Source organism: Acinetobacter sp. YH12241, from assembly GCF_013417535.1.
GTDB lineage: Bacteria > Pseudomonadota > Gammaproteobacteria > Pseudomonadales > Moraxellaceae > Acinetobacter.
Window position 1 is genome coordinate 20,484 of sequence record NZ_VPDQ01000021.1, and the last position, 26,957, is coordinate 47,440.

A 26,957-nucleotide genomic window follows, 5' to 3' on the forward strand; every position below is an offset into this window, starting at 1 on the left:
TCATCTTTTAGCTGGGTCTCTTCAGTTATACTAGGCCTCGTTTTCCAGTTTGTTCTATCTTCATGTTTGTATTTTCAGATGCCCTTTTAGAATGGTTTGATGTGCATGGCCGTCATGATTTGCCGTGGCAAGTGGCTGATGATCCCTATAAGGTCTGGGTCTCTGAAATCATGCTACAGCAGACTCAGGTCAAAACCGTGCTGCAATATTTTGAGCGGTTTATTCAACGTTTTCCGACAGTACAGGACTTAGGTACAGCTTCTTGGGATGAAGTCGCACCCTATTGGGCTGGGCTGGGCTATTATGCTCGTGCCCGCAATTTGCATAAGGCAGCCGGTATTGTAGCAAGGCAGGGGCATTTCCCGACGAGCCTAGAAGAATGGATCGCCCTGCCCGGCATTGGCCGCTCAACCGCGGGAGCCTTAATGTCTTTGGGTTTACGTCAGTACGGCGTGATCATGGATGGTAATGTCAAACGGGTGCTGGCACGATTTTTTGCGATCGAAGATGATCTGTCTAAACCGGTTCATGAACGTGCCTTGTGGGAGCTTGCTGAACAGCTTTGCCCGGTTGAACGGAATCATGACTATACCCAGGCGATTATGGATCTCGGTGCGACCGTCTGTACTCCGAAAAAGCCTTTATGCCTGTATTGTCCAATGCAGCGACATTGCAAGGCACATCAACAGGGTCTGGAAAATGAATTGCCCTTTAAAAAAGCCAAAAAGCCGGTACCGGTCAAAGCAGCTCAAGTGCTGTTGATCCAGTCAGGTGATGAATGGCTATGGCAGCAACGTCCTAATAGTGGTCTTTGGGGCGGGCTTTGGTGTCTGCCAATTATTGAAGACACTCATACATTTGAACAACTGTGCCAGCAACTGGGTCTGAAAAATCTCGTACAAAAGATCCAGATCAGCCACAGTTTCACCCATTTTACCTGGCAGCTTGAAGCCATGGTTTTTGCAGTCGATGCAGATCAGCAGGAACATCTGGCGATTGAGTTACAAGGCTTCTGGATGAACCCGGAAACTGCAGTCAATGCAGGTATTCCAACCGCCATGAAAAAATTGATTTCTACCGTAAATTTATGACATAGTCTGGGACAAGAAGAATCATATTGGCCTCATTTAAGGATAAATATTTTGCGCCATTCTCTTGCGTTTGTCGGGCTTTCTTTGGTGATGTTATTTCTGGTGGCGTGTAGTAGCGCACCGAAACATCCTTCTGCGGTTCAGCTTAATCCGGCACTGGTCAAAAAACTGAATCATATGCGTATGCCCTCTTCTCTGCCGATTCCGGTAGATCGGGTCCAGGCTCGTGAATTGAAAGATACTTGGGGAGCTTCGCGTAGTAGTGGCCGTTTGCATGAGGGCATTGATATTCTGGCTCCACGTGGAACCAAGGTTCGCAGTGCGACGCCTGGTCTGATCGCGGATTTACGGAATAACAATTTGGGTGGTAAAGTAGTCTGGATTCTGGGTCCAGGTGGTGCCTGGCATTATTATGCACATCTGGATGGTCATAAGCGTGGCCTGAAAGTTGGTGACTATGTCAAAAAGGGCGATGTCATTGGTTATGTCGGTAATACTGGCAATGCCCGGCATACTGCGCCACATCTGCATTATGGTCTCTATTTAAATGGTAAGGGCCGTGGTGTTGTTAACCCTTATCCATATTTACGTTAATTTTAGGAAGTTTACATGTCAGAAGCGTTGATCAACCGTCTGGTCGAATTTGCTGAATCAGGCAATCAACAGAAAATCGTGCTCAATGGCCAGACCTATCAGGGCTGGATCATGGAAATTACCGAAGAGGCGCTTCTGATCAGTACTGGTTATGCCGATAAAAGTGGTAAGGATATGTGGATCCAGTTCAGCGATCTGCAGCAGGCAGAACTCTCCTACTGGGATAATCAGCAAGATCAGTGGACGACATTTAAATTATAAGATAATCAAAAGGAGCATCCCTTGACGATCCAACGCTGTGGCTGGTGCTCTGATGATTCTCTGTATACTGCTTACCATGATCAGGAATGGGGACAGGCGCTGCATGATGAGAAACGCCTATTTGAAATGCTGTGTCTGGAAGGCCAACAGGCCGGTTTAGCCTGGATTACCGTACTCAGAAAACGTGAATCTTATCGCAAACATTTCTTTCAATATTCGATTGAAACGATTGCTTCTTTTACAGATGAGCAACTCACCGCAAAACTGCAAGATGCTAGTCTAATCCGGCATATCGGTAAACTAACTGCGATTCGTGATAATGCCCGGACCTGGCAACAGCTTAAATCTCAAGAAATTGATGTGGTCACATGGTTGTGGTCCTTTGCCCATCAGCCCCGGTTAAATAATGATGTTGCAGATTATCGTCAGGCTCCAGCACAAACCATTGAAAGCCAGAACATGTCCAAAGCCTTAAAAAAAGCAGGCTTTAAGTTTGTCGGTCCTACGATCTGTTATGCTTTTATGCAGGCAGTTGGCATGGTCGATGACCATGAAAATCACTGTCACTTTAAAACAATATCCTCCCATTCAAATAAGAGCTGAATCTATGTCCACTAATACTATTCAAGCCTATGCCGCAATGTCTGCCGGTGCTGCTCTGGAACCTTATCAATTTGATGCAGGTGAACTTCAGCCGCATCAGGTCGAAGTGAAAGTTGAATACTGCGGCCTATGCCATTCTGATATTTCAGTACTCAATAATGACTGGGGATCTTCAGTATATCCTGTGGTGGCCGGACATGAAGTCATTGGAACCATTACACAACTGGGTTCTGAAGCCAAAGGTCTAAAAGTAGGTCAACGTGTCGGTATTGGCTGGACTGCGGAAAGCTGCCAACATTGCGATCCTTGTATTTCAGGCCAGCAAGTGCTGTGTACCGGTGGTCAGGTTGCAACCATCGTCGGTCATGCAGGCGGTTTTGCAGATAAAGTCCGTGCTGGCTGGCAATGGGCAATTCCCTTACCCGAAGATCTGGACCCAGAAAGTGCAGGTCCCCTGCTCTGTGGCGGGATTACTGTATTTGATCCGATTCTGAAACATCAGATTCAGGCTATTCACCACGTCGGTGTCATTGGTATTGGCGGTTTGGGACATATGGCGATCAAGCTGCTGAAAGCATGGGGTTGTGAAATTACCGCCTTTACTTCAAATCTGGATAAAACCGATGAGCTGAAAGCTATGGGTGCAGACCATGTAGTGAATAGTCGCGACCCAGCAGCGCTTAAACCGCTCCGTGGTAAATTTGACCTATTAATGAGTACTGTCAATGTCACACTAGACTGGCAGGCTTATTTATCAACTTTAGCGCCAAATGGCACTGTACATATGCTGGGCTTACCACTGGAACCTATGCAAATTTCTGCAGGTTCACTGATTGGCGGTGCTAAATCAGTGACTGGCTCGCCGACAGGTTCACCAGCAGCTTTACGTCAATTATTAAAATTTGCGGCACGTAAAAATATTGCGCCACAAATTGAGTTATTCCCAATGTCGGAAATTAATGCTGCGATTGAACGTCTGCACTCAGGCAAAGCCCGTTACCGGATCGTACTGAAAGCCGATTTCTAATTTGTACCAATCATCAGTAAATCTAGATCTGCCCTAGCCTCATGTTAGGGCAGATTTTTTTATGGCTGTATTTATAAATAATTGGTTTATAAATATTTAGCCAGCTTCTGAGCTAGAAATTCAATAAATAGATGTACCCGTTTAGGCAGATGCTCCTGACGGTAATAGACTGCATGAATTTTTTGATAATGTAGCTCAATCTGGTCTTCAAATAGTGCCTGCAAACGACCCGCCTGTAAATCGTCCTCAATCAAAAAGCGTGACAGACAGGTAATACCCACCCCGTATAAAGCTAATTGACGGACAGTTTCCCCATTGGGTGCTCGAATCTTTGGCTTTACAGTGATAGGTTCGCCATCCAGCCGAATCGGCCAGGTGTTCAAATGTGTAGGCTGACTAAATCCCAGCAAAGTGTGCTCCGATAAATCTGCCACTGATTGCGGTCTGCCTTTCTGCTGTAAATATTCAGGACTGGCCACAATATACAAACGGCTGCGGCATAATAATCTGGCATGCAGGCTGGAATCATGCAGTTCTCCAAAGCGGATCGCGACATCGGTTTTATGTTCCAGCAGATCAATCACCTGATCATGATTATTTAGTTCAATTTCGATGTGGGGATAACGCTGCATAAATTCCTGAATTAGCGGCACGATTACATGCAGTACAAAAGGTGTCGCTGAATCGACCCGAATCAATCCTGAAGTATCACTATCTGATTTCAGTAAGGCATCTTCAGCTTCTGCCAGATCATTGAGAATTTTGCGCGCCTTTTCTAGAAATAGCTGGCCTTCTTGAGTCAGTTTCAGCTTACGTGTGGTTCTTTCTAAAAGAGTAACATTTAACTTATTTTCCAGACGTTGCAATGCCCGACTGACACCCGAAGTGGTTTGTCCCAAACGCTCTGCCGCCATGACAATAGAACCACTATCCACAATAGTGACAAAAGCCTGTAATTCTTCAATCGTCGATTTCATTTGTCACTCTTTTATTGATTTTCGGTCAATAATATTTTGCAAATTCAGCTATTTTTTCGCAACAATAAAAAGCACAAAATACTCAACATCGAAAATACTTAAAGATTAAAGCTATGAATATTGTTCCTCAATTTGGTGTTGGTACCTTTCGCCTGTCTGGACAGACCGTCATTGATTCAGTCAAAACAGCCCTGGAAGTCGGTTATCGCGCCGTAGATACGGCACAGATTTATGCCAATGAAGCGGAAGTGGGTCAGGCTATTGCAGAAAGCCAAGTTAATCGTAACGAGCTATTCATTACCACCAAAATCTGGACAGATCATTACGCACCAGACAAATTAATTCCAAGCCTCAAAGAAAGCCTGCATAAACTACGTACCGATGCAGTCAATCTAACGCTCATTCACTGGCCTGCACCTCGTTTAGGCGTTCAAATTCCTGAGCTGATGCAGACTTTATTAGAAGCCAAACAGCAAGGTCTGACTGAGCATATCGGTGTGTCCAATTTCAATATTGAGCTGACCCAACAAGCCATTGATACGATTGGTCTAGAGCATATCGTAACCAACCAGATTGAACTCAGTCCTTATTTACAAAATCAGCGTCTGGTCAGTTTCCTACAATCTCAGAAGATTGATGTCACCTCTTATATGACACTAGCTTATGGCAAAGTGCTGAATGATCCTGTCCTGCAAGGAATTGCTGCCCAGCATCAGGCTTCGACTGCACAAATTGCACTGGCTTGGGCCTTGCAAAAAGGTTTTGCTGTGATTCCTTCTTCAACCAAACGTGAACATCTGCTTGCCAATCTGGCAGCGCAGGAGATACAACTGTCTCAAGAAGAAATGGCTTTGATCAGCACCTTGGAGCGCAATGGCCGCGAGGTTGATCCGGACCAGCTTGCGCCTATCTGGGATTAAACAGAAACCATGAAAGTTAATTTTCCTTTGCTTGCACTGGCGGTTGGTGCCTTTGCAATTGGTACCACTGAATTTTCTCCAATGGGTTTTCTGCCAGAAATCGCCCGTGATCTAGAGATTTCGATTCCTCGTGCCGGGATGCTGATCAGTGCCTATGCCTTAGGGGTGATGTTGGGTGCACCACTAATGACCCTCTGGTTAAGCCGTTATTCCAAACGTAAGTCTCTCATTTTACTGATGGCGATTTTTACGATTGGTAATATTCTGGCGACATTAGCGCCTAATTATCTGGGGCTGATGGGGGCACGCATCATTACCAGCCTGAACCATGGTGCTTTCTTCGGGATTGGTTCGGTTGTCGCGGCAAGTGTCGTTCCGAAAGATAAACAGGCCAGCGCTGTAGCCATGATGTTTATGGGCCTGACCATTGCCAATATTGGCGGGGTGCCACTAGCAACCTGGATAGGACAACATATCGGCTGGCGTATGGCTTTTCTGGGTATTTCCCTGCTTGGTGTGCTAACCATGTTCTCCTTATGGAAAGCCTTGCCTGAAGGCCAAAGCAGCCAGAAACCAGATGTAAGGCAAGAACTACAAGTATTGACCCGCCTGCCCGTTGTTTTAGCTTTATTGACCACTGTGATGAGTGCGGGGGCCATGTTTGCCCTATACACTTATATTGCGCCAAGTCTGCAAAGCTTTACTCAAGCCTCACCGGCATTAATTACCCTAATGCTTGTGCTGATTGGAGTAGGTTTCTCGATTGGTAATCATCTGGGTGGCAAGTTTGCAGATCTATCCTTAGATAAAACCCTGATTGGCTTTTTAATCTTGCTCATGCTGATGATGCTGCTCTTCCCGATTCTGGCAAGCACGGCTCTTGGCGCAGGTCTGGCATTAATCATCTGGGGTGCTGCTGCCTTTGCCGTGGTCCCACCTTTACAGATGCGAGTCATGTCCGTAGCTTATGATGCGCCTGGACTGGCCTCTTCAGTAAATATTGGTGCCTTTAACCTCGGGAATGCTTTGGGTGCGATTGCGGGTGCCAGTGTGCTAAATCTGGGACTTAGCTATAGTGCGGTTTCATTTGCCGGTGCTGGGCTCAGTGCTGTTGCTTTGCTTCTGGTTTTAATTCAAATGAAACTGGTTCCACAGCAAGATATGACTACGCAGCAATGCTCTTAAAATTTCCTTCACAAAAAAGTCCGCCTGATGCGGACTTTTTTATTGGCTATTTAACGTAAAGCTTCAGGTAACACAGGCGTTGCCACAGGTTTAGCCAGTTCGGTTTTCATCTTTTGCAGCATCTGATAAGGCTGCTGTTGCACAAACATATTCACAAAGGTTAAAGGAATCGAGCCCTCAGGATTGGCATAGCCATAAGTCGATACCTTAACCTTGTTATTCGCCAGTTTCTGGAAGGTCCAGTCTCCCTGATAATCAGTCAAACGTACATAATTCGGATTTAGAGCATACCCGGTCTGAATCGCTTTATTCTTAATGGTGATCTGGCCATTGGCATCCTTAATCATTTTACCCTGCACAATCAGATCACGGTCTTTTAAAGGGAATGGAAAATCCAGCACCATATACAAGGTGAAATCGCCTTTTTTATCATCACGCGACAGCACCTTGATACTGCCCATATAAGGCACCCATTTCACCGCATGATCAACATCCAGAATCAGAGAAACGGCATTCTCAATCGGGACATTGTAGGTGGTTTCGGCTTTATAGAGAAAAACGGGATTACGTTCATCCTGATAGGTCCAGACTTTAATATTATTTTTATTAATGCTGAGCTTGGCATTCTGCACAGAGGTCGACTGTGCTGTAGCGGCAAAGGCTACAGCACACGCCATTAATATTAATTTCTTCATTCCATTGTCATCTTATTTTAGTTTTAAGTTATTTTTATATAGGATTTTGACGAAAATTTATACTTGAATATCGTTAAAACCAAGTACATCCTTCATGTCATATTTACGTGCATCACGACCAACGACCCAAGCTGCGGCACGTACGGCACCCGCTGCAAAGTTCATACGGTTGGTGGCTTTATGCGTAATTTCAACACGCTCGCCTTCGCCAATAAACATTGCAGTATGTTCACCGACGATATCACCGCCACGAATGGTCTGAAAACCAATACTTTTACGTTCACGAGGACCCGTATGCCCTTCACGATGATATACCGCATCTTTTTTCAGATCACGACCCAGTGCTCCAGCAATCGCCTCACCCATCATAAGAGCTGTACCTGATGGCGCATCTACCTTATGACGGTGATGTGCTTCAATCACTTCAATATCGACCGTATCACCAAAGACTTTAGAGGCAAGTTCTAGCAGTTTGATCGAAACGTTCACACCAACCGAATAGTTCGCTGCATAGACCACTGGAGTTTCTTTTGCAGATTCATCCAGATAAGCTTTTTGTTCGTCATTCATACCAGTCGTACCAATCACGATCGCAACGCCATTTTCACGGCAGATTTTAAGATGATTCACCGTCGCAGCAGGCGCAGTAAAGTCGATCACTACGTCACAGTCTTTAACTACTTCTTCAAGATGGCCGACAACCTTTACACCCAGGCTCCCTACACCAGCCAGTTCACCGGCATCTGCGCCAATCAATGAGCTTTCAGGGCGCTCAACAGCTGCTGCCAATTGGTAACCGGCTTCTTTCACCGCCTGAATAAGGATGCGTCCCATACGGCCGCCTGCACCTAAAATCCCAATGCGTGGTGTCGCTGACATAACATAGTCCTGATGTTGATTCGAAATTGCTCTTACTATAGCAAAACTCGCTCATAACACTAAGATTGATCGCATAAAAATCAATGAAAAGAATTAAAGAGGATCATGAGGGTTTTTGATATGTATCCATATAAACAATATTTTATGGACGAGTAAAAAGAAAATAATTCCGTTAGAGGAATAATGATTAAATGGTTAGTCAGAGATAAACTCATTTAAAGAAAATTCTAGTTAATAAGAATTAGATTTTAATTTTAAATAATTGAATTTAATAAGATAAAAAATATTTTTCCATGGTACGTATGATCTTGATTTTTCATATTTAGATTATTTGTATTTAAGGGAAATATATTGAAACTCCAATTTGACCACCTCAGCAATATAAGTATTACTGATATTATTGAATTAAATACCCATTATCGCGTACTGAGGCATATGCCTTTAGCGCATGGCATTATTTTAGATGAAGCGCGATGGATTGTTTGAGTAAATGAAAGTATAAATCCATACTTTTTTAAATTTAGAAATGTTTAAGGATCAAGCATCAAGTAGTTGACCAACTTCCAAGCTGGTATATCCACGTTCTTTAAAGATCAAAATAATCGCTTTTTTATAATCTTCACAAATAGATGTTTTATATTTAGTGATGAGTTGAATCTCGGAATTCAGCTCCAGGTCATTTTTTAAGGTCAAAACTTCGGTAGAGATCTTATTAAAAATCTTTAAATTAAACATATAGGCACCTGTTATCAGTTGTAGCGGCCCGACTACAACAAATACCTGCCTTAGCTCAGCTAGACACCCTTGGTCGCAAGGATTACAAATTAGAAAAAGTTCTGCAAGTTTTGAGGAATTGATAGATTAAATAACCTTCTAAATCATTCCTATTTAGCAAGATTGTCGGCCTAAAAATTAATTTTATATATCAATTTATTAATAATCTCATGTTTGCTAAAAATTTAATAGGAACCAGTTTTTGTAACAATTCTTTTAATATTTCAGATTATTCATAATATTTTATTAGTCAAATGAATAGAGAGATCATTAATTCAGGATTTTCATATCCTGATGATGAGGTCTTAAAAGACAAAGTATTTTTTCTATCTGGCAAAGGTAAAACCAGACTCTTTGTACGCTTTGGCTCACATTAATCTCGGCCTTTTGCTGCTATCCAGAATACTGGAAGTTTCCTATGATGAATTCATCAGGAACAGGAAGTTCCAAACAAGAATAACAATAGATCAGCACAAGGACAGTAAGGTACGACAGGAGTTATACCGAGCGAACCCATACGAAAAACCCCGGCAGGATGCTGGGGTTTTTCTTTTAGAGTTTAAATTAAATTTCATTCTTTAGATGTGCAAATATGTGACATACATCACATTAAAAAATCCATTTTCTTATATATTTTGCCACTTGCTAAATTTTATGAGATTAATGATTACTCTTATATTTCAATTATTTAAACAACATCAAATTACATTAGTAAACATAAGTACACACAAAAAAACATCAATATCTACATTTTATGTCAACATTTTTGCCAAGTGTACTGAGTAGTACACTATTTTTAATACAAGGAAATTTATATGAAATTAGTTCAATTAACTTTTGCCGGGGTAGCGTTAATTGCTGCATCACAAACTTTTGCTGCTGAAGAAGTAGCACAAACAGCTCCTGCTGCAACTGAAACAGCTGCGTCTGAAGTTCAAGCTGCTGAAGCACCTGCAAGCGAAGCTCCAGCATCAGAAGCTCAAGCAACTGAAGCTCAATAATATGACAGGATTTATATTTCTCTGCGTGAGGGGTATAAATCCTTCTTAAAAAGCCAATATCATTAAAAGAATAATTTTCTCATTATTTTTATCTAATAATTAACTTATACATCTTTTCCGAATTTAAGCTATAAAAAAGGACGCCTGAGCGTCCTTTTTTATCTATCCAGATCAGTCAAACAACCGATCAAAGAAAGATTTTTTCTTTGGAGAAGACTGGCTGCCCTCATCTTCCATGGTCGCTTGCAACTCTTTCAACAGTTCACGTTGACGTGCAGTCAGGTTCACTGGTGTTTCTACAACAACACGGCAAAGCAGATCACCTTGCATGGTTGAACGTACTGGTTTCACGCCCTTACCACGTAGGCGGAACAGTTTACCGGTTTGCGTACCTTCAGGAATTTTCAGGCTGACACGACCATCTAATGTCGGAATCTGAACTTCTTTACCCAAAGCTGCATCCGCAATTGAAATTGGCACATCCATATACAGATCTGCACCGTCACGCTGGAAGATTTCGTGTTCACGTACCACGACTTCAACGTATAGATCACCTGATTGGCCATCACGAATCGCTTCACCTTTACCAGTCAAGCGTACGCGGTCGCCATTGTCCACCCCGGCTGGGATAGTAACTTCTAGGGTTTGCTGACGGTCAGATACACCTGATCCATGACATTTATTACATGGGTTCTTAATGATCTTGCCCTGGCCACGACAGGTACTACAGGTTTGCTGTACCGAGAAGAAACCTTGCTGCATACGTACTTGGCCGGCACCATGACAGGTTGGACAGGTTTCAACATCGTTCGGATTTTTAGAACCTTTACCATCACAGGCGTCACATGGTGCTGGTGCAGTAAAAGTAATGGTTTTCTTAACGCCTTTGACTGCTTCTTCAAGCGTCAATTCCATCACATAGCGTAAGTCTGAACCACGGCGTTGACGTTGCTGGCCACGGCCCCCCCCACCAAAGGCTCCACCGAAAATATCCCCAAACTGGCTGAAAATATCTTCCGCACTGAAACCACCGAAGCCGCCAGCACCACCGCCCATACCACCTTCAAAGGCTTGATGGCCCATACGGTCGTACATGCTGCGTTTTTCGCTGTCTGACAGAACTTCATACGCTTCTGAAGCTTCTTTAAACTTCTCTTCAGCTTCAGGATTGTCCGGGTTACGGTCTGGATGATATTTCATCGCCAACTTACGGTAGGCTTTTTTAATTTCATCATCACTAGCGGTTTTAGAGACGCCCAAAACCTCATAATAATCACGTTTAGCCATGTCTGGCGATGCTCCTCACGGAATTCTATTTAATATTGACTGTGGTCTAAAATTGGGGTTAAACCCAGCTTTACAAGGGGAATTCTGAAAAAAAAATTGAAAGCTTAGAATACGGCTTTGTTTTGAGAAAATTTGAAGATGCCTTTGAACCATGCATTAATGAGGAAAATAATAGCAATAAAGCTGAATACCACACCTGCGACTGTGCAGGCTTTCACCCAAAGCTGGCTATCCCAGGCGAAGAAAAATAAGGGAATGAACCAAAGCGCTGCAAAAATGGCGAGTACCGAATAAATTACAATATTACGCATGATCCAGAGTGCCTGTGCCTGTAACCAGACTTCGGCATAATCAATCTGGGTCACCTTACGTGCATACCAGTAGGCGAATATGCCGCTCACCACTGTAAACAAAGCAAAAAACATGAAGACATAAGCCATCGCCACGGAGCGTCGCATCTTGGTGAGTGTGTCTTGAGTCATGTTTAGTCAACCTTAGTGTGCGGCCCAGCACAAGCAAGTTCCGCAGCAGTATGTCTTTTTTGAATTATTAAAAAATCAGGCACTACTATATTGAAATTTTCAATATTTCGCACCTGAAATTATGACAAATTTAAACAGAATTTAAACTTTTTTTCACTTTAAACCATTGTGCATATAAGGCTGGCAGGAAAAACAGCGTTAATAGCGTTGCAACGATCAATCCTCCCATAATGGCAACCGCCATTGGTCCGAAGAAAATGCTTCTGGATAAAGGAATCATGGCCAGAACGGCAGCCAGTGCAGTCAGGACAATCGGACGGCAACGGCGCACTGTGGCATTGATAATTGCATTCCATTGCGACTCACCGGCCTGAATATCCTGTTCAATCTGGTCAATGAGAATCAATGAGTTACGCATGATCATGCCTGACAAAGCAATCGTACCCAGCATGGCCACAAAGCCAAAAGGTTTATTGAAAATTAACAGGAATAAGACCACGCCAATAATGCCCAATGGCGCTGTCAGGAAGACAATAAAGGCACGCGAGATACTTCTAAGCTGGATCATCAGCAAAGTCATCACCACCGCTAAAAATAATGGCATACCCGCATTCACTGAGTTCTGCCCTCGCGCAGATTCTTCAACTGTCCCGCCTACCTCTATTAAATAGCCACTTGGCATTTCTGATCTGAGCTGTGCCAACTGATCTTTCAGCTCGTTGACCACGGTTGCCGGTTGCAGTTGCGTCCGGATATCAGCCCTTACGGTAATGGTCGGCAAGCGATTCCGATGCCAGATCAGGCCTTCTTCAAAGCTATATTCGATCTTGGCAATCTGGGCCAGAGGAACTGAACTCCCATTCGTGGTCGGTACTGCCAGACTACTCAGTGAACCGACATCGACACGTTCAGCCTGATCACCCCGTAAGCGGATCTCAATCAGCTCACGTTTCTCACGGTACTGATCAATCGCAGTTCCAGAAATTGAGCTATTCAGGAAATTGGCCAAATCGCTACTGCTTACTCCCAACTGACGGGCACGATCCTGATCGATATCCAGTTTAATCACTTTACTTGGCTCGCCCCAGTCCAGATGCACATTAGTAGTATTCGGATTATCTCCGACCGTTGCTGCAACTTTCTGTGCCCATTGACGGACTAATCCCAGGTCTTCACCCGATACTCGGAACTGTAATGGATAGCCGACGGGTGGGCCATTTTCCAGCAGAGATACGCGGGTACGGGCTTCTGGTAACAGCACCCGAATCTGGTCGCTTAAGGATTTACGGATTTCATTGCGGTCTTCAAGTGATGAAGCCAATACCACAAACTGGGCAAAGCTGGCTTGCGGCAATTGCTGGTCTAATGGCAAATAGAAACGCGGTGAGCCGGTACCGACATAGACCACATAGTTATCAATCCCCTCCTGTTTGGACAGGAAGTTTTCAACTTTTTTCACTGCCGCTTCAGTCGCTTTTAATGAAGCGCCCTCTTCCAGTTTCAGATCTACCAGAATTTCGGCACGATTCGATGGCGGGAAGAATTGTTTTGGCACCAGATTAAACATCAAAATGGATAGCACAAAAATCCCGACAGTCGCCGCAATGACCGTTTTACGGTAGGTGACACAGATATTCACCCAACGGCGAAAGCCCTGATAGAACTTGGTTTGATAAGGATCATGATGTTCACCGGCATGATGCACCAGCGGATCCGGTTCAGGGCGTTTGCGTAAACGCGCCCAGAGACGTTGATACCATGGCGCTCTTTGCACCAGATCCTTGTTAAAATCTGGCAGGAGTTTATCACCCAGATAAGGTACAAACAGAACTGCGGCAATCCAGGACACCAACAGTGCCAGCGTCACCACCTGGAAAATCGAGCGGGTATATTCCCCGGTACTGGATGCTGCTGTCGCAATCGGCAGGAAACCGGCAGCAGTAATCAGGGTTCCGGTCAGCATTGGAAAAGCAGTCGTCCGCCAGGCATGACCGGCCGCCTGTAAGCGGCTAAAGCCTTGCTCCATTTTGATTGCCATCATTTCTATGGCAATGATCGCGTCATCGACCAGAAGGCCAAGTGCCAGAATCAGGGCACCCAGAGAAATCTTATGCAGGCCAACATCAAACAGTTGCATCCCGGCAAAGGTCATCGCCAATACTAACGGAATCGAGAAAGCCACCACCAAACCAGTACGGAACCCGAGTGAGAAAAAACTCACCAAGAGAACAATAATCACGGCCTCGGCCAGAACTTTCATAAATTCATTAATACTGCGTTTCACCGCTACCGGCTGGTCGGATACTTTTTGCAGATCCATCCCCAGAGGCAAAGTTTTCTGCAACCGGGCAAATTCCTGTTCCAGATTTTTACCCAAGGCAATGATGTCGCCGCCTTTACGCATCGATACGGCAATACCGATGCCATTTTCGCCCATAAAGCGCATACGCGGTTGTGCCGGATCAGTAAAGCCGCGATAAACCTCCGCCACATCGCCAAGCTGGATGGTCTTGCCATTCACCAGTAAAGGTAGCTGCTGCAGTTCTTCGACATTATTCAGCGCACCACTGACCCGCACCTGAATCCGGTCAGAACCGGTTTCAAAAAAGCCCGCCTGAGTCATGGCATTTTGCTGCTGCAGTGCCTGCTGAATGGCAGTGACCGGAATACCGAGCTGGGTAGCTTTGGTGTTGGAGATTTCGATCCAGATTTTCTGGTCCTGCAGACCGATCAGTTCAACTTTGGCGACATCCTTGACCCGTTGCAACTGTAACTGTAAACGGTCGGCATATTCTTTAAGCGTCGCATAATCAAAGTCATTGCCCTTGATGACATAGATGTTGCCAAAGGTATCACCAAACTCATCATTAAAGAATGGACCTTGTACGCCTTGCGGCAATTCATGCCGAATATCATTGATTTTCTTACGGACGTTATACCAGACATCTGAGACATCCTTGGAAGCCAAGGAATCCTTGGCAATAAAAGTCACCATGGATTCTCCCGGACGGGAATAGGCCATGATCCGGTCATACTGTCCGGTAGTCATCAACTCTTTTTCAATCCGGTCGGTGACCTGTAAGGACATTTCTTTAGCACTGGCACCCGGCCAGTAGGTCTGGATTACCATCACCTTAAAGGTAAACGGCGGATCCTCACTTTGTGACAGTTTGGAATAGGATACGATGCCCACCAAACCGAGCAGGATCATGAAATACAGTACCAGACCTTTATTCTTTAAGGCCCATTCAGACAGGTTAAAGTTCATATTTAACTCCCTGCCTGAATTTTCACACTACGGTTTTCACGGTCAATCGGATTTATTTTTTGCTGGTCACGCAGCAGATGCACCCCACCAATCACCACATAATCATCAGCCTTTAACCCACTGAGAACTGGTACAGAATCACGGCCATAAGCGCCCAGCTGCACCGGCACTTTGCGAATAGTATGATCCGGGTTGACTACTATCACATAGGCCTGCTGATCAGTCGCTGAAACGCTGGATAAAGGAACGCTAAGGACATTGTCCTGACTATTCTGGAAGAACACCCGGGCACTCTGACCGAGCTGAATCTGGCTATTACCTTCGCGTAAAGCCACTTTCACCCGGAAGGTACGCGATTGATCTGCTGCTGGTGAAATCTCACGAACAAAGGCAGCAAATTTCTCATTTGGTTTAGACCATAAGGTGACCCAGGCCGGCTGACCGGTTTTAATTTCGGAAATCGCCTGTTCAGGAACCCCAATCACGACTTCACGCTCACCGGCAATCGCCAGTTCAAAGGCAGCCTGCCCTGCTGCAACGACCTGACCAATTTCGATATTGCGTGCAGTAATTACCCCATTTTTATTGGCAATGAGCTGGTTATAAGCGGTCTGGTTTTTGGCCGTATCATAATTGGACTGAGCCTGTTTCAGATTCGAGGTAGCTGCCTTATATTGATTTTCAATCGCATCATATTGCGAGCGGCTCACAGCATTGGTGGGTAACAGCTGCTTGAAGCGCTGTAATTCATCCTGAGCAATTTTACTGGCCGATTGAGCACTTTCCAGCTGGGCACGTGCTGCATTGAGCTGGAGCTGGGCATCTTTCACATCTAGGGTCGCCAAGATCTGCCCAAATTTTACCTGATCACCTACATCGACAAAACGCTGGGTGACCTGCCCGCCTACCCGGAATGCCAGTGCTGTTTGCTGACGTGCCTGGACATCACCGGCATAGCTTTTCAATTCCTGATGTGAAGTTTTCGGTGTGGTCACCATGACAAATGGAACTTCCTGTTCTGCTGCAGCGCTGTCCTTGCTACATCCTGAGAAAGCCATACTGCATAGGACGATCATGCCAGCCAGTGCGCTCTGTATCGTGATCATTATTGTTCGCTCTTATCTAATCATCATTTTTAGGGCAAAATAGGTAGATATATAAATTGCTTATTTTTTAATTAATATACCACCCGGTACACTAATTAGGATTCTGCAGTTAAGACAATGACCATATTGAATTTTTTTGGATGAAATTGTGCAAATACCGGTTGGACGGCCCAAGGATCTGGAAAAACGCCAGCGTATTCTGAACGCAGCGAAACAGCTGTTTTTACAGCATGGTTATCATGGTTCCAGCATGAACCAGATTGCGCTGGAAGCCGGTGTGACCAAACTCACTGTCTATAATCATTTTCAGGATAAGGCTACGCTGTTTAGCTGTGCGGTTGAAGAAACCTGTGAGGCAATTCTGCAAGAATCTCCTAAAGTTCTGCAGCCTGATAGTGATTTTCAGCAGGAGCTGTATCAGATCTGTCTGCGCTCATTCAATATTGCCAATCTGCCGGAAGCTCTCAAACTGGATCTGCTCATCATGCAACTGGCTTATGAAAAAAATCCGTTGGCGGAACGTTTTTATACAGCCTCACATATCAAGCTGAATCAGGCCTGGCATGATTTCTTTGAGCAGGCGCAGCAACATCAATTTATCCAGACTGATGATCCGCAGCATCAGACCGAACTGATGGTGTCCTTACTGTTAGGTATGCGACATCACAAAGTCTTACTGGGCTTAAGTCCGCTACCCGACATGCAGCAACGCCATCAGATCATTCAGCAGGCCATCGAGCTCTTTATGCTGAAATATGCTATTTCCCGTTAAATTTCTTCTATCTGGCCTGATCCTTGCAACAGCGTAAGGACTAAAATTCATTCAATTATCAACAAATGATATTCAACTTTTGTCTGCAAAAGACTTGGATTGTCATGCAGTCGGGGTATAGTCAAAGGAAGAATCGGAGGGATATAAAAAATGGTTCAACAGATTGATGCACCTCTACGCGAAGACGTACGTTTACTGGGTAATTTGCTGGGAGAAACCCTGAAGTTACATGCGGGGCAAGATTTGTTTAATCAGGTCGAGCAAATTCGGGCCTTATCGAAAGGCGCTCGCGATGGACAGGTGGAAGCAGAAAAACAGCTGGAACAATTATTCCTGACTTTAGAAGATCATGAAATCCTGCCATTGACCCGTGCCTTCACCCATTTCTTAAACTTTGCCAATATTGCCGAACAGTACCATGTGGTACGTCGTCGCCGTCAAAGCGAATTTGAGGAAACTACAGAATCTCCAAATCCTCTGGTTCCTTTATTTGAAAAATTCAAACAGCAAGAAATTTCTGCAGAAACCTTATATCAGCAAATCTGTGAATTAAAGATTGAACTGGTGCTGACCGCACATCCAACAGAAGTCAGCCGACGCACCCTGATCCAAAAATATGATGGCATCAATAATGCCCTGTCCAAATTTGACCAGCAGAAACTGACCCCGCGTGAACGTCAGGCAGTTTTGGCTGACTTAAAACAGCTCATCAGTTCTGCCTGGCAAACTGATGAAATTCGTCAACATCGCCCAACCCCGGTAGATGAAGCCAAATGGGGCTTTACGACAATTGAACAGACCCTCTGGAATGCGGTTCCTAAATTCATCCGTGAGCTGAACGGCATGGTTGAGGAGCAATGCGGCCAGGCTTTGCCGCTAGATGTTGCTCCGGTACGTTTCGCTTCCTGGATGGGCGGCGACCGGGATGGCAACCCGAATGTGACGCATAATGTGACTCAGGAAGTATTGTGGTTGTCGCGCTGGAAAGCAGCTGATCTGTATCTGCGTGATATTGAAAACCTGCGCTGGGAACTTTCTATTCAGCAATGCAGCGATGAAATTACACAGGCGTTAGGCCATCAACATCCTGAACCCTACCGTGAATATTTACGCGATATCCGTGAACGTCTAAAAATCACCCGTGCCTGGCTGGCTGAAAAACTGCATGGCAAAGATGCGGATGATAGTCGGGTGATTAAAAGTAAAGATGAGTTATTAAAACCTTTACTGACCTGTTATCGCTCATTGATGGCGTGCAATCTGGCAGAACTTGCCAATAGCAGTCTGCTGGACCTGATTTACCGGGTGAACTGTTTCGGCATTGAACTTCTCAAACTGGATATTCGCCAGGAATCTGGTCGTCATCGTCAGGCCATTTCAGCCATTACTGAATATCTGGGTCTGGGTAATTTTGAAACCTGGACTGAACAGGCCCGTCAAAACTTCCTGTTGCAGGAACTGCAAAGTAAACGGCCTCTACTACCTAAACACCTGAATGAACCAGCGGGTAGCCTGATTGAACATCCGGATGTGCAGGAAGTGTTTACCACCATGCGCACATTGGCCGAACAGCCAAGTGAGTCTCTGGGTGCCTATATTATTTCCATGGCCGAATACCCAAGTGATGTGCTGGCTGTCTTGCTGCTGCAAAAAGAAGCTGGGATTAAACAGCCTTTACGGGTAGTACCTTTATTTGAAACCTTAAAAGATCTCGACGGCGCTGCTGACACCATGTCGACACTCTTTAATATGCATTGGTACAAGCAGCATATTCAGGGTAAGCATGAAGTCATGATTGGTTATTCGGATTCAGCCAAAGATGCCGGCTTTATGTCAGCCAACTGGGCACAGTACCGTGCGCAGGAAGAACTGACCGCAGTTGCTAAACAGCATGGTATCCAGTTGACCTTGTTCCATGGCCGTGGCGGTTCGATCAGCCGCGGCGGTGCACCCACCCAACAAGCCTTGTTCTCGCAACCACCAGGCTCTATTTCAGGCGCTATTCGGGTGACTGAACAGGGTGAAATGATCCGCTTTAAATTCGGTCTGGAAGAAATCGCACTACAAAATCTGGAAATTTATACAGCGGCGACGCTGGAAGCGACTTTATTACCGCCACCTGAACCAAAACCGGAATGGCGTGATCTGATGCATAAAATGACCGATCTGTCAGTACAGGTCTATCGTCAGACGGTACGTGAAAATCCGCATTTCGTGAAATACCTGCGTACCGTGACCCCAGAACTGGAACTGCAAATGCTGCCGCTTGGTTCACGTCCTGCCAAACGTAAGGTCAGCGGTGGAATTGAATCCTTGCGTGCCATTCCATGGGTATTCGCCTGGACCCAAATCCGTCTGATGTTACCGGCTTGGCTGGGTACCGGTGCCGCATTAAATGAGGTACTGGATCAAGGGCAACGTACAATTCTGGATGAGATGCTAACCGAATGGCCTTATTTCCAGACCTTAATTGATATGCTGGAAATGGTGCTATCCAAAGCAGACAGCAATGTCGCGCTCTATTACGAATCACATCTGACTCAGGATGAAGACCTGAAAGAGCTCGGCACGGAACTGCGTCAACGCTTGCAAGATGCCATCCAGACCTTACTCACTTTAAAAGATGAATCAAAACTGCTGAGCAGTAATGGTGTCTTGGACCAGTCCATGACGGTGCGTAAACCTTATCTGTTACCGCTCCATTTACTGCAAGCCGAACTGATGAAACGTCGTCGATTATATCTGGAACAGCAGCAGGCTGAACACACGCCAGTCGATCATGCCCTAATGGTGAGTATTGCCGGTATTGCCGCCGGTTTACGAAATACCGGTTGATTTTTCCCTTCCATTTAAAGCACATCTACACGATGTGCTTTTTTATTGATCAGTCAATAGCCAAAAAAAGCTTTATTTATATATCAAATTAAAATTACTTATAGAAGTTGAATATGAATTGTCCGGGAATTAATCCACTGATTTAACTTTAGTTTTGATTTAAAAAACTTTTACCGCACGGTAAAATATCAAATAAAGTCATAGAATTAATTTGAACAAAAATTTTGTTTCAGTGATTAAATCTTCTAAAAAACAAGAGTATGATGTGCACAATTTATCTTTTGAGTGCTCATTTTATGTCCAATTGGTTTCCCAAGTGGCGCCCTTATGAGGGTAGTATCGATGCACGACCAGTAGGTACCGCAGAGTATTTACCGCCTGCCCAGACCCTGATCTTGGGGGTACAACATGCCTTTGCCATGTTCGGAGCGACGGTACTGGCGCCATTTCTAATGGGTTTTGATCCCAATCTGGCCATTTTAATGTCGGGGATCTGTACCATCCTGTTCTTCCTGATCACAGGTGGTCGTGTACCAAGTTATCTGGGTTCAAGCTTTGCGTTCATTGGGGTGGTGATTGCGGCAACCGGTTATGCAGGTGCTGGCGGACTGAATCCAAATATTGGTGTCGCTGCTGGCGGGATTATTGCCTGTGGTGTGCTTTATGCCTTGATGGGTGTTCTGGTGATGGTAACGGGAACCCGCTGGATTGAAAAATTGATGCCTCCTGTCGTGACCGGTGCGGTGGTGATGATTATTGGTCTGAACCTGGCCCCTGTGACTGTGAAAAACGTCATGGGCAATACCTTTAATATGTGGATGTCACTGGTGACCGTACTGTGTATGGGGTCCATTGCGGTGTTTACCAAAGGTCTGGTACAGCGTTTATTGCTCTTGATCGGTTTATTGCTGGCTTACTTCATTTACTACATTTTAAGTAATGTAATGGGCTATGGTACTGCAATTGATTTTGCGCCCATTCAGCAAGCTGGCTGGTTTGGTGTTCCAAGCTTCCATGCGCCTGTATTTGATAGCAATGCCATGCTGATCATTGCGCCTATTGCCCTGATTCTGATTGCAGAAAACCTGGGACATATTAAAGCCGTGGGTGCCATGACCGGTGAGAATCTAGATCCGCATATCGGTAAAGCCTTTGTGGCGGACGGTATTGCAACTACCTTGGCAGGTGGTGTGGGCGCACCGGGTATGACTACCTATGGTGAAAATATTGGTGTGATGGCCGTTACCCGGGTTTACTCGACGATTATCTTTGCTGTTGCGGGTGTGTTTGCGGTATTCCTCGGTTTATCACCGAAGTTTGGTGCGATTATTCATACCATTCCAACAGCGATTTTAACCGGCGCCTCAATTGTGGTCTTTGGTCTGATTACTATTGCCGGTGCGAAAATCTGGATCGAAAATAAAGTAGACTTTTCACAAAACAAAAACCTGATGGTGGCAGCAGTAACGATTATTCTGGGTACAGGTGACTTTGCCCTGACCTTCGGTAACTTTAACCTCGGTGGAATTGGTACAGCGACCTTTGCTGCGCTATTCCTGAACTGGTTCTTTAGCCTGGTCGATAAAAAATAATGTGAAGACTTAAATTTTTAAGCAGCCTCCGGGCTGCTTTTTTTATATCGCTAGAATTGTTTAAATAGGCCTGATCTTTTATATGAGCATCCTGCCGATGCGTCTGGATTTTTTTGATTTACGTCTTTTTCTCAATATAGTCGACACAGGTAGTCTGACCAAAGGTGCTGAACGCTCTGCCATTTCCTTACAGGCAGCCAGTGAGCGGATTAAAAAGCTGGAACAGCAATATCAGGTCAGTCTGTTCAGCCGCCATTCTGGCGGGGTGAAAATGACTTTTGCGGGACAGGTCTTTGCTGAGCATGCCCAAGCCCTGTTGCAACAGGGACAACAGTTGTCTCAAGCCATGGCCGGTTTTAGTGAAGGACTCCATTCCAATATCAGCTTATGGTGTAACTCTTCAGCACAAAGTGAGTACCTTCCCCTATTATTGCCCCAGTATCTGGTGAATAACCCAAATATCCAGATCGACCTCAAAGAAGCAGAGAGCAAGGACATCATTGCGGCTTTAGTGAGTGGTACTGCCAAGCTAGGACTTATTTCCAGCTTTTTTCCTGCGCCACAATTACAGACTCTGGAATTTTCAGATGATCCTCTGGTGCTGATCTGCCCTGAACAACATGATCTGGCAGCTAATCAGGCATTAACATTAGCAGACTGTCTGAGTTATCCCTTTGTTGGTCTGATGCAATATCACTCTTTGCAGCAATCCATTGAAACCCAGGCTCGCTTGCTGAACTGTGAAATTCAATACCGCTTACGCTTACCAAATTTTGCCGCCATTGCCCAAGTTGTGGCCAATGGTGTAGGTATCGCGATCATGCCAAAACGTGCTGCACAACGTTTGTCGAAGCTCTATGCATTTCAGCAAATCCAGCTGACAGGAGATTGGGCCAACCGCAAGTTATTGTTAGCTGCGAAGAACTTTGATGAACTGAGCACCGCCTATCAGCACTTTAGCCAGTTCCTCATTTCTGCGGATGTACAAAAAATCCTGAATTAAATCCAGCCAAATTGATGCAGCATCATATAGCTACCTAAGGCGATCAGGCCGATAAAAAATACTGTCCGGAATTTCTGTTCAGAGATACGGGAACGGATTTTCTTGCCGAACCACATCCCGATCAAGGCCGGAATCAATGCAATCGCTGACATGGTATAATCAATCGGCATATCTTCTACCGGGTTTCGGTGCAGGAAAATTGCCAAACACACCGTCGAGGTAGTAAATACCAACCCTAAAGCCTGAACCAGATCATCACGTTTTAAATGCAGGGTTTGCAAATAAGGCACCACTGGAATTACCACTACCCCGGTTGCCACGGTCAAGGCACCCCCGAGATATCCCATAATTGGAGAAAGCCACTTTTCATGCGGGCTTAAATCTGGCATCCGTTTTGCCAGTAAACCATATAGGCCATATAGAGCAAGCATCCCCCCCAGTAAGGCTTCACTATGAAATTCAGAATGGCCCAACGTCGGAAAAATACTCCAGATTGAACCCACGATAATGCCTGCCAGCAATAGCCAGAAACGGCGAATCAGTTTCAGTACATGACCTTCGGCAAATAACTGCCAGAAATTAGTCAGCATCGAAGGCACAATCAGTAAAGTTGCTGCCTGGAATGGGCTCATAAACATGGTCAGCAAACCCATGGACACCGCAGGCAGACCTAATCCAATGGTGCCTTTAATCAGGCCAGCCAGAGCAAAAATAGCAATAATAAAAGCAGTCATCTGATGACCCTAAATTGACTTAAGCTCATGCTATAGAAATCGCGAATAGAGTAAAATCAGGGTTTTAAGAAGGAAGCCTCAAGTAAATATTGAGGCTTCAGATGGATGTGCTGAAACTCATCAGATTCATCAGCAAAAATCGGATTTAAAAGTCGTTTAAGGACGGAACTCTTTCAGTTCACGCTGAATGAAATACTGGAACATTTCCCGGTACAAATGCTCAATGAAGGCCTGATCCACGCCCTGCTGTTGTGCCAAGGCTTTGACATTTTCCACAATCTGCTCCATACGCTCCGGTGATTGCAGATCAGTTTCAGTTTTTTTAAAACGGGTGGTTTGATCAACATAAAATTGACGCGCAGCGATCAGCTCAACTAAAGCTGTATCAATGGCATCGATCTGTTGACGTGCATGTTGTAATGATTCAGCTTTGATTTTTTCCATGTTTATTCAGTCACTTTCAGTTTAGTTATCACTCTTATACTTTTCTTCTAACACATTACTGAAAATACTTTCAATCATCCAGACACGATATAAGCTATTAAATGTATAACTTTGCCCATCAATACGCAGTTCCAGCACCGGTAAATTCGGCTGGGACTTCATTTCACATAAGGTGTCATTTTCCTGCAACTTGGCCAGAACATCTTCCTGGGTCAGTTCAGTAATATTCAGTTCCTGCTGCATACGCTTGAAATGTGCCGCATAAGACAGATCATAACCACGGGTCCAGACCGCTTCCAGAATCTGGTACATGGCTTCAATCCGCTGCTCTTCCGGACAGCTATAAAACAATTGCGCCATCGGCATTACAGCCTGCTCGGTTGGCCGGCAGAATGGGGTAAATTTGACTTCAGTCCGCTTGGATAAGCGTGTCGCCAGACTCCAGTCAAACCAGTCCCGTCCCTGATAAGACAGCGGATAGACATTCAACTGGATATTATAAAAATCAGCCAACTCTTCCTTAATATAGGCTAGCAATAACCAGGAAATCGGATCTTCCAGAGCGATATACAGGTCTAGCTCCGGGTCCATGGACTGGATTTCATTCAGCTCTTCCGCATCACTGATCAGATGCTCGCGCCATTCAATATGATTGATCAGGAAAATCGGATTGCCGGTCAGTAATCTCTGCTGTTTCAGGCGACGGGTCAGACGTAACAAGTCATCTACCGCCTGATACTGGCGTCCGCCAAACTGGAAATAGCTGGCCAGAATCGGATTATGCTCAAAAATTCGTTCCGGAAAATTCTGCGGCGCATGATGACGGCTGGCCATCGCATATAAGGTGCGTAATTTTCCGTTCTGTTTTTGCCAGAGCATATGGAATACATCTTCTAGCAAATACAGAAAATCCTGTCCGCGTAATGGTGTATTTCTCAGGATGGTTTCTGCCTGCTTTAAGGCTTCAGCTGTCGGTAATTCTGGGGTCTCATGAAAACTGAAACGATGCTGTTTAGATAAAATTTTGGCATCATTCAGGCAATAGTGCTGCCATTCATCAAAAGACATTTGATTAGGCGGTTCAGCCCGCTGATCTGAAATGATGACTTTGAGTGGCTTCAGTTCCGGACTGAGAATTTCTTCCAGTTGCGGTAACTGTTGTACCGCCAGATAACTATAAACATCATCCAGTCTTAAATGGATGCTCAAGCCATCTTCAATAGATAACACCGTTTGACGAACTGGTTTCTGGTAAAACCAACTCGATCGGATTGGATCAAACCAACGGCGTAGCAGGGACATGAGAGGTGCCTCGAAAAGATTTTGTCATGCCAGCCCTTGCCAGCAGGATCGTTTTATTCAACATCCTATTATGAGGATGTTTATGACCTGATATAAGTCTTGTGCAAAACTTATATCAAGTCAGCAACAAATGTTCAATGTTTTCTAGGACTTTAGATTTCAAGATTTAGGTCAGTCACGGCCCCGGTCTCCGCCCCAGAGGTCAGTTTGGCGAATTTCGCCAGTGCCCCGTGAATGTAATTCGGTTTCGGTTTCACCCAGGCCGCCTGACGTGCAGCAAGCTCTTCATCCGAAATATGCCAGGTCATTTCACGGGTTTCCGCATTAATGGAAATTTCATCGCCATTTTGCACCAGACCAATCGGGCCACCCTCATAGGCTTCCGGTGTGACATGACCAATCACAAAACCATGACTTCCGCCTGAGAAACGGCCATCAGTAATCAGTGCAACTGAATCCCCCAGACCTTTACCAATAATAGCAGAAGTCGGTTTTAGCATTTCCGGCATGCCCGGTCCACCTTTAGGACCTACACCGCGAATCACGACTACCTCACCTGGCTGAACTTCGCCATCCAGAATCCCGCGCATCGCACCCTGTTCGCCTTCAAACACGCGGGCCGGTCCTTTGAAATATAGACCTTCCTTACCGGTAATTTTGGCGACTGCGCCATTTGGTGACAGGTTGCCTTTCATAATGATCAGATGCGAGTCTTTTTTCACCGGTTGGTCGAATGGCAAAATAATCTGCTGGTCTTCAGGATAATCTTCTACATCTGCCAGGTTTTCTGCCAGTGTTTTTCCGGTCACAGTCAGGCAGGAACCATCTAGCATGCCAGCATCCAGCATGCGTTTCATCAATGGCTGGATCCCACCAATGGCAATCAGTTCCGACATTAGATATTTACCGGATGGACGGACATCGGCGACTACAGGAATTTCTTTACCAATTCGTACAAAGTCATCTAGGCTCAGCTCAACACCCGCTGTATGCGCCATGGCTAACAGATGCAGCACTCCATTGGTTGATCCACCCAATGCAATCAATACCTTAATTGAATTTTCAAAAGCCGCTTTGGTCATGATGTCACGTGGCTTGATATCCAGACGCAGTAGATTCATCACTGCTTCACCAGCACGGGCACAGTCAATCTGCTTGTCTTCAGACACCGCTTCCTGTGCGGATGAGCCTGGCAGGCTCATGCCGAGAGCTTCAATCGCAGAGGCCATAGAATTGGCGGTATACATCCCCCCACAAGAACCCGGCCCTGGCAAAGACACTTCTTCAATATGTTTCACCTGAATCGCATTAATTTCGCCTTTGGCATGCTGACCCACCGCTTCAAATACCGAAATCATGTCGGTATGCCCTTCACCCGGCTTGATGGTGCCACCATAAATAAACAGACCTGGACGGTTTAAACGTGCCAAGCCCATGATGCAGCCCGGCATGTTTTTGTCACAACCGCCAATGGCAATCACGCCATCATAGGCCTGACAACCGACCACCGCTTCAATCGAATCGGCAATAATTTCACGCGACAGCAAGGAGTATTTCATCCCCTCAGTTCCGTTGGAGATCCCGTCGGAAATAGTGATGGTATTGAAGATAATGCCCTTACCACCAGCAGCATTCACGCCCTGCTCGACTGTACGTGCCAGGCCATCAATATGCATATTGCAAGGGGTCACATTGGCCCAGGTCGACGCGATCCCGATAAACGGACGAGTAAAGTCTTCATCCTGAAAACCGGTGGCACGCATCATGGATCGGGCCGGTGCATTTTCGATGCCTTCATAGACGGGAGCAGAATGTTCTCGGATATTGTCTTTACTCATTTTAATCGTCCTGGATGTAATTCTTGTGAAGCTTAAAAGCTGTCTAGGTTTTATTCGATTGTATAGAAAGCGATCTTTAGATAAAAGTAAGACTCTGTGTATCTGATTCGGTTATTTGAGGCAGTGCAATTATTAAAAATAAAAAAGCACCCCATCTGGAGTAATGCCAGTCAGTTAAGCAAATATTAGTAAAATGTAGTAAAAATGAGTGTATGTAAATACGCTCATTTTTTTATGACTTTATCTGAAAATTTAGATTGCACCCTTCAACATTCTTTACCTTCACT

General features: G+C 45.1%; 24 protein-coding genes. 12 read left to right on the top strand and 12 right to left on the bottom strand.

Annotated features, from left to right (window positions below; all coding sequences use genetic code 11):
* Positions 1-62 precede the first annotated feature (62 nt).
* From mutY to FTV18_RS11550, 5 genes are all read left to right on the top strand, one after another.
* Positions 63-1,091, top strand: coding sequence for an A/G-specific adenine glycosylase (gene mutY, locus FTV18_RS11530; protein WP_218945559.1), 1,029 nt, complete (start codon positions 63-65; stop codon positions 1,089-1,091).
* A 90-nt stretch (positions 1,092-1,181) separates the two neighbouring features.
* Positions 1,182-1,685 carry a M23 family metallopeptidase gene (locus tag FTV18_RS11535; protein ID WP_171431287.1) on the top strand — a complete coding sequence of 168 codons (504 nt, stop codon included), beginning with the start codon at positions 1,182-1,184 and terminating at the stop codon, positions 1,683-1,685.
* A 15-nt stretch (positions 1,686-1,700) separates the two neighbouring features.
* Positions 1,701-1,946 carry a hypothetical protein gene (locus FTV18_RS11540; protein WP_004780440.1) on the top strand — a complete coding sequence of 82 codons (246 nt, stop codon included), beginning with the start codon at positions 1,701-1,703 and terminating at the stop codon, positions 1,944-1,946.
* A 21-nt stretch (positions 1,947-1,967) separates the two neighbouring features.
* The gene (locus FTV18_RS11545) at positions 1,968-2,549 is read left to right on the top strand and encodes a DNA-3-methyladenine glycosylase I (protein ID WP_179992911.1); all 582 of its coding nucleotides are present in this window, start codon (positions 1,968-1,970) and stop codon (positions 2,547-2,549) included.
* A gap of 4 nt (positions 2,550-2,553) precedes the next feature.
* Positions 2,554-3,576, top strand: coding sequence for an NAD(P)-dependent alcohol dehydrogenase (locus tag FTV18_RS11550; protein WP_166135373.1), 1,023 nt, complete (start codon positions 2,554-2,556; stop codon positions 3,574-3,576).
* 86 nt (positions 3,577-3,662) lie between these two features.
* Here the strand turns inward: FTV18_RS11550 and FTV18_RS11555 are convergent, their stop codons facing one another.
* On the bottom strand, positions 3,663-4,553 hold the full coding sequence (locus FTV18_RS11555; protein ID WP_180018140.1) for a LysR family transcriptional regulator: 891 nt from the start codon (positions 4,551-4,553) through the stop codon (positions 3,663-3,665).
* A gap of 113 nt (positions 4,554-4,666) precedes the next feature.
* On the opposite strand from FTV18_RS11555, the gene dkgB reads away from it, so the two are divergent.
* Both dkgB and FTV18_RS11565 read left to right on the top strand, forming a co-directional pair.
* Entirely contained in the window at positions 4,667-5,473 is an 807-nt protein-coding gene (dkgB, locus tag FTV18_RS11560; RefSeq protein WP_180002614.1) for a 2,5-didehydrogluconate reductase DkgB, read from the top strand.
* Positions 5,474-5,482: 9 nt separating this feature from the next.
* Positions 5,483-6,658, top strand: coding sequence for an MFS transporter (locus FTV18_RS11565; protein WP_180018138.1), 1,176 nt, complete (start codon positions 5,483-5,485; stop codon positions 6,656-6,658).
* Between the two features lie 50 nt (positions 6,659-6,708).
* On the opposite strand, the gene FTV18_RS11570 is transcribed toward FTV18_RS11565, so the two are convergent.
* From FTV18_RS11570 to FTV18_RS11580, 3 genes are all read right to left on the bottom strand, one after another.
* A complete protein-coding gene (locus FTV18_RS11570; protein WP_034170748.1) occupies positions 6,709-7,353 on the bottom strand; it encodes an START domain-containing protein in 645 nt (214 codons plus the stop codon).
* Positions 7,354-7,410: 57 nt separating this feature from the next.
* The gene (gene dapB / locus FTV18_RS11575; protein ID WP_034704877.1) at positions 7,411-8,232 is read right to left on the bottom strand and encodes a 4-hydroxy-tetrahydrodipicolinate reductase; all 822 of its coding nucleotides are present in this window, start codon (positions 8,230-8,232) and stop codon (positions 7,411-7,413) included.
* Positions 8,233-8,769: 537 nt separating this feature from the next.
* The gene (locus tag FTV18_RS11580; RefSeq protein WP_104426834.1) at positions 8,770-8,967 is read right to left on the bottom strand and encodes a hypothetical protein; all 198 of its coding nucleotides are present in this window, start codon (positions 8,965-8,967) and stop codon (positions 8,770-8,772) included.
* Positions 8,968-9,821: 854 nt separating this feature from the next.
* On the opposite strand from FTV18_RS11580, the gene FTV18_RS11585 reads away from it, so the two are divergent.
* Positions 9,822-10,007 (top strand): hypothetical protein, encoded by a 186-nt coding sequence (locus FTV18_RS11585; RefSeq protein WP_004780424.1) that lies wholly within the window; start codon positions 9,822-9,824, stop codon positions 10,005-10,007.
* Positions 10,008-10,178: 171 nt separating this feature from the next.
* On the opposite strand, the gene dnaJ is transcribed toward FTV18_RS11585, so the two are convergent.
* From dnaJ to FTV18_RS11605, 4 genes are all read right to left on the bottom strand, one after another.
* Complete coding sequence (dnaJ, locus tag FTV18_RS11590; protein WP_034703346.1) at positions 10,179-11,294, bottom strand: molecular chaperone DnaJ; 1,116 nt, start codon at positions 11,292-11,294, stop codon at positions 10,179-10,181.
* Positions 11,295-11,398: 104 nt separating this feature from the next.
* Complete coding sequence (locus tag FTV18_RS11595; RefSeq protein WP_104426832.1) at positions 11,399-11,776, bottom strand: hypothetical protein; 378 nt, start codon at positions 11,774-11,776, stop codon at positions 11,399-11,401.
* A gap of 130 nt (positions 11,777-11,906) precedes the next feature.
* Positions 11,907-15,044, bottom strand: coding sequence for an efflux RND transporter permease subunit (locus FTV18_RS11600; protein ID WP_180018136.1), 3,138 nt, complete (start codon positions 15,042-15,044; stop codon positions 11,907-11,909).
* Between the two features lie 2 nt (positions 15,045-15,046).
* Positions 15,047-16,150 carry an efflux RND transporter periplasmic adaptor subunit gene (locus FTV18_RS11605; RefSeq protein WP_180018134.1) on the bottom strand — a complete coding sequence of 368 codons (1,104 nt, stop codon included), beginning with the start codon at positions 16,148-16,150 and terminating at the stop codon, positions 15,047-15,049.
* Between the two features lie 148 nt (positions 16,151-16,298).
* Here FTV18_RS11605 and FTV18_RS11610 point away from each other — a divergent pair, with 148 nt between their 5' ends.
* The 4 genes from FTV18_RS11610 to FTV18_RS11625 all read left to right on the top strand — a co-directional run bounded on the left by FTV18_RS11610 (position 16,299) and on the right by FTV18_RS11625 (position 22,352).
* Complete coding sequence (locus tag FTV18_RS11610; RefSeq protein WP_180014495.1) at positions 16,299-16,922, top strand: TetR/AcrR family transcriptional regulator; 624 nt, start codon at positions 16,299-16,301, stop codon at positions 16,920-16,922.
* 150 nt (positions 16,923-17,072) lie between these two features.
* Entirely contained in the window at positions 17,073-19,757 is a 2,685-nt protein-coding gene (gene ppc, locus FTV18_RS11615; RefSeq protein ID WP_180018132.1) for a phosphoenolpyruvate carboxylase, read from the top strand.
* Between the two features lie 296 nt (positions 19,758-20,053).
* Positions 20,054-21,349 carry a solute carrier family 23 protein gene (locus FTV18_RS11620; protein ID WP_180018130.1) on the top strand — a complete coding sequence of 432 codons (1,296 nt, stop codon included), beginning with the start codon at positions 20,054-20,056 and terminating at the stop codon, positions 21,347-21,349.
* A 97-nt stretch (positions 21,350-21,446) separates the two neighbouring features.
* Complete coding sequence (locus FTV18_RS11625; RefSeq protein ID WP_180018159.1) at positions 21,447-22,352, top strand: LysR family transcriptional regulator; 906 nt, start codon at positions 21,447-21,449, stop codon at positions 22,350-22,352.
* On the opposite strand, the gene FTV18_RS11630 is transcribed toward FTV18_RS11625, so the two are convergent.
* The 4 genes from FTV18_RS11630 to ilvD form a co-directional block, all read right to left on the bottom strand.
* Entirely contained in the window at positions 22,349-23,086 is a 738-nt protein-coding gene (locus tag FTV18_RS11630; RefSeq protein ID WP_180018127.1) for a sulfite exporter TauE/SafE family protein, read from the bottom strand. The genes FTV18_RS11625 and FTV18_RS11630 overlap by 4 nt on opposite strands.
* 156 nt (positions 23,087-23,242) lie before the next feature.
* The gene (locus FTV18_RS11635; RefSeq protein ID WP_004780403.1) at positions 23,243-23,530 is read right to left on the bottom strand and encodes a chorismate mutase; all 288 of its coding nucleotides are present in this window, start codon (positions 23,528-23,530) and stop codon (positions 23,243-23,245) included.
* 21 nt (positions 23,531-23,551) lie between these two features.
* On the bottom strand, positions 23,552-24,832 hold the full coding sequence (locus FTV18_RS11640; protein ID WP_180018125.1) for a hypothetical protein: 1,281 nt from the start codon (positions 24,830-24,832) through the stop codon (positions 23,552-23,554).
* A gap of 152 nt (positions 24,833-24,984) precedes the next feature.
* Complete coding sequence (gene ilvD / locus FTV18_RS11645; RefSeq protein WP_180018124.1) at positions 24,985-26,670, bottom strand: dihydroxy-acid dehydratase; 1,686 nt, start codon at positions 26,668-26,670, stop codon at positions 24,985-24,987.
* Positions 26,671-26,957 lie beyond the last annotated feature (287 nt).

Bases quoted from the DNA above. Each gene is read 5' to 3' on its own strand.
- mutY (WP_218945559.1), top strand. From the start codon at position 63: ATGTTTGTATTTTCAGATGCCCTTTTAGAATGGTTTGATGTGCATGGC.
- FTV18_RS11535 (WP_171431287.1), top strand. From the start codon at position 1,182: ATGTTATTTCTGGTGGCGTGTAGTAGCGCACCGAAACATCCTTCTGCG.
- FTV18_RS11540 (WP_004780440.1), top strand. From the start codon at position 1,701: ATGTCAGAAGCGTTGATCAACCGTCTGGTCGAATTTGCTGAATCAGGC.
- FTV18_RS11550 (WP_166135373.1), top strand. From the start codon at position 2,554: ATGTCCACTAATACTATTCAAGCCTATGCCGCAATGTCTGCCGGTGCT.
- FTV18_RS11555 (WP_180018140.1), bottom strand. From the start codon at position 4,553: ATGAAATCGACGATTGAAGAATTACAGGCTTTTGTCACTATTGTGGAT.
- dkgB (WP_180002614.1), top strand. From the start codon at position 4,667: ATGAATATTGTTCCTCAATTTGGTGTTGGTACCTTTCGCCTGTCTGGA.
- FTV18_RS11565 (WP_180018138.1), top strand. From the start codon at position 5,483: ATGAAAGTTAATTTTCCTTTGCTTGCACTGGCGGTTGGTGCCTTTGCA.
- FTV18_RS11570 (WP_034170748.1), bottom strand. From the start codon at position 7,353: ATGAAGAAATTAATATTAATGGCGTGTGCTGTAGCCTTTGCCGCTACA.
- dapB (WP_034704877.1), bottom strand. From the start codon at position 8,232: ATGTCAGCGACACCACGCATTGGGATTTTAGGTGCAGGCGGCCGTATG.
- FTV18_RS11580 (WP_104426834.1), bottom strand. From the start codon at position 8,967: ATGTTTAATTTAAAGATTTTTAATAAGATCTCTACCGAAGTTTTGACC.
- FTV18_RS11585 (WP_004780424.1), top strand. From the start codon at position 9,822: ATGAAATTAGTTCAATTAACTTTTGCCGGGGTAGCGTTAATTGCTGCA.
- dnaJ (WP_034703346.1), bottom strand. From the start codon at position 11,294: ATGGCTAAACGTGATTATTATGAGGTTTTGGGCGTCTCTAAAACCGCT.
- FTV18_RS11595 (WP_104426832.1), bottom strand. From the start codon at position 11,776: ATGACTCAAGACACACTCACCAAGATGCGACGCTCCGTGGCGATGGCT.
- FTV18_RS11600 (WP_180018136.1), bottom strand. From the start codon at position 15,044: ATGAACTTTAACCTGTCTGAATGGGCCTTAAAGAATAAAGGTCTGGTA.
- FTV18_RS11605 (WP_180018134.1), bottom strand. From the start codon at position 16,150: ATGATCACGATACAGAGCGCACTGGCTGGCATGATCGTCCTATGCAGT.
- ppc (WP_180018132.1), top strand. From the start codon at position 17,073: ATGGTTCAACAGATTGATGCACCTCTACGCGAAGACGTACGTTTACTG.
- FTV18_RS11620 (WP_180018130.1), top strand. From the start codon at position 20,054: ATGTCCAATTGGTTTCCCAAGTGGCGCCCTTATGAGGGTAGTATCGAT.
- FTV18_RS11625 (WP_180018159.1), top strand. From the start codon at position 21,447: ATGCGTCTGGATTTTTTTGATTTACGTCTTTTTCTCAATATAGTCGAC.
- FTV18_RS11630 (WP_180018127.1), bottom strand. From the start codon at position 23,086: ATGACTGCTTTTATTATTGCTATTTTTGCTCTGGCTGGCCTGATTAAA.
- FTV18_RS11635 (WP_004780403.1), bottom strand. From the start codon at position 23,530: ATGGAAAAAATCAAAGCTGAATCATTACAACATGCACGTCAACAGATC.
- FTV18_RS11640 (WP_180018125.1), bottom strand. From the start codon at position 24,832: ATGTCCCTGCTACGCCGTTGGTTTGATCCAATCCGATCGAGTTGGTTT.
- ilvD (WP_180018124.1), bottom strand. From the start codon at position 26,670: ATGAGTAAAGACAATATCCGAGAACATTCTGCTCCCGTCTATGAAGGC.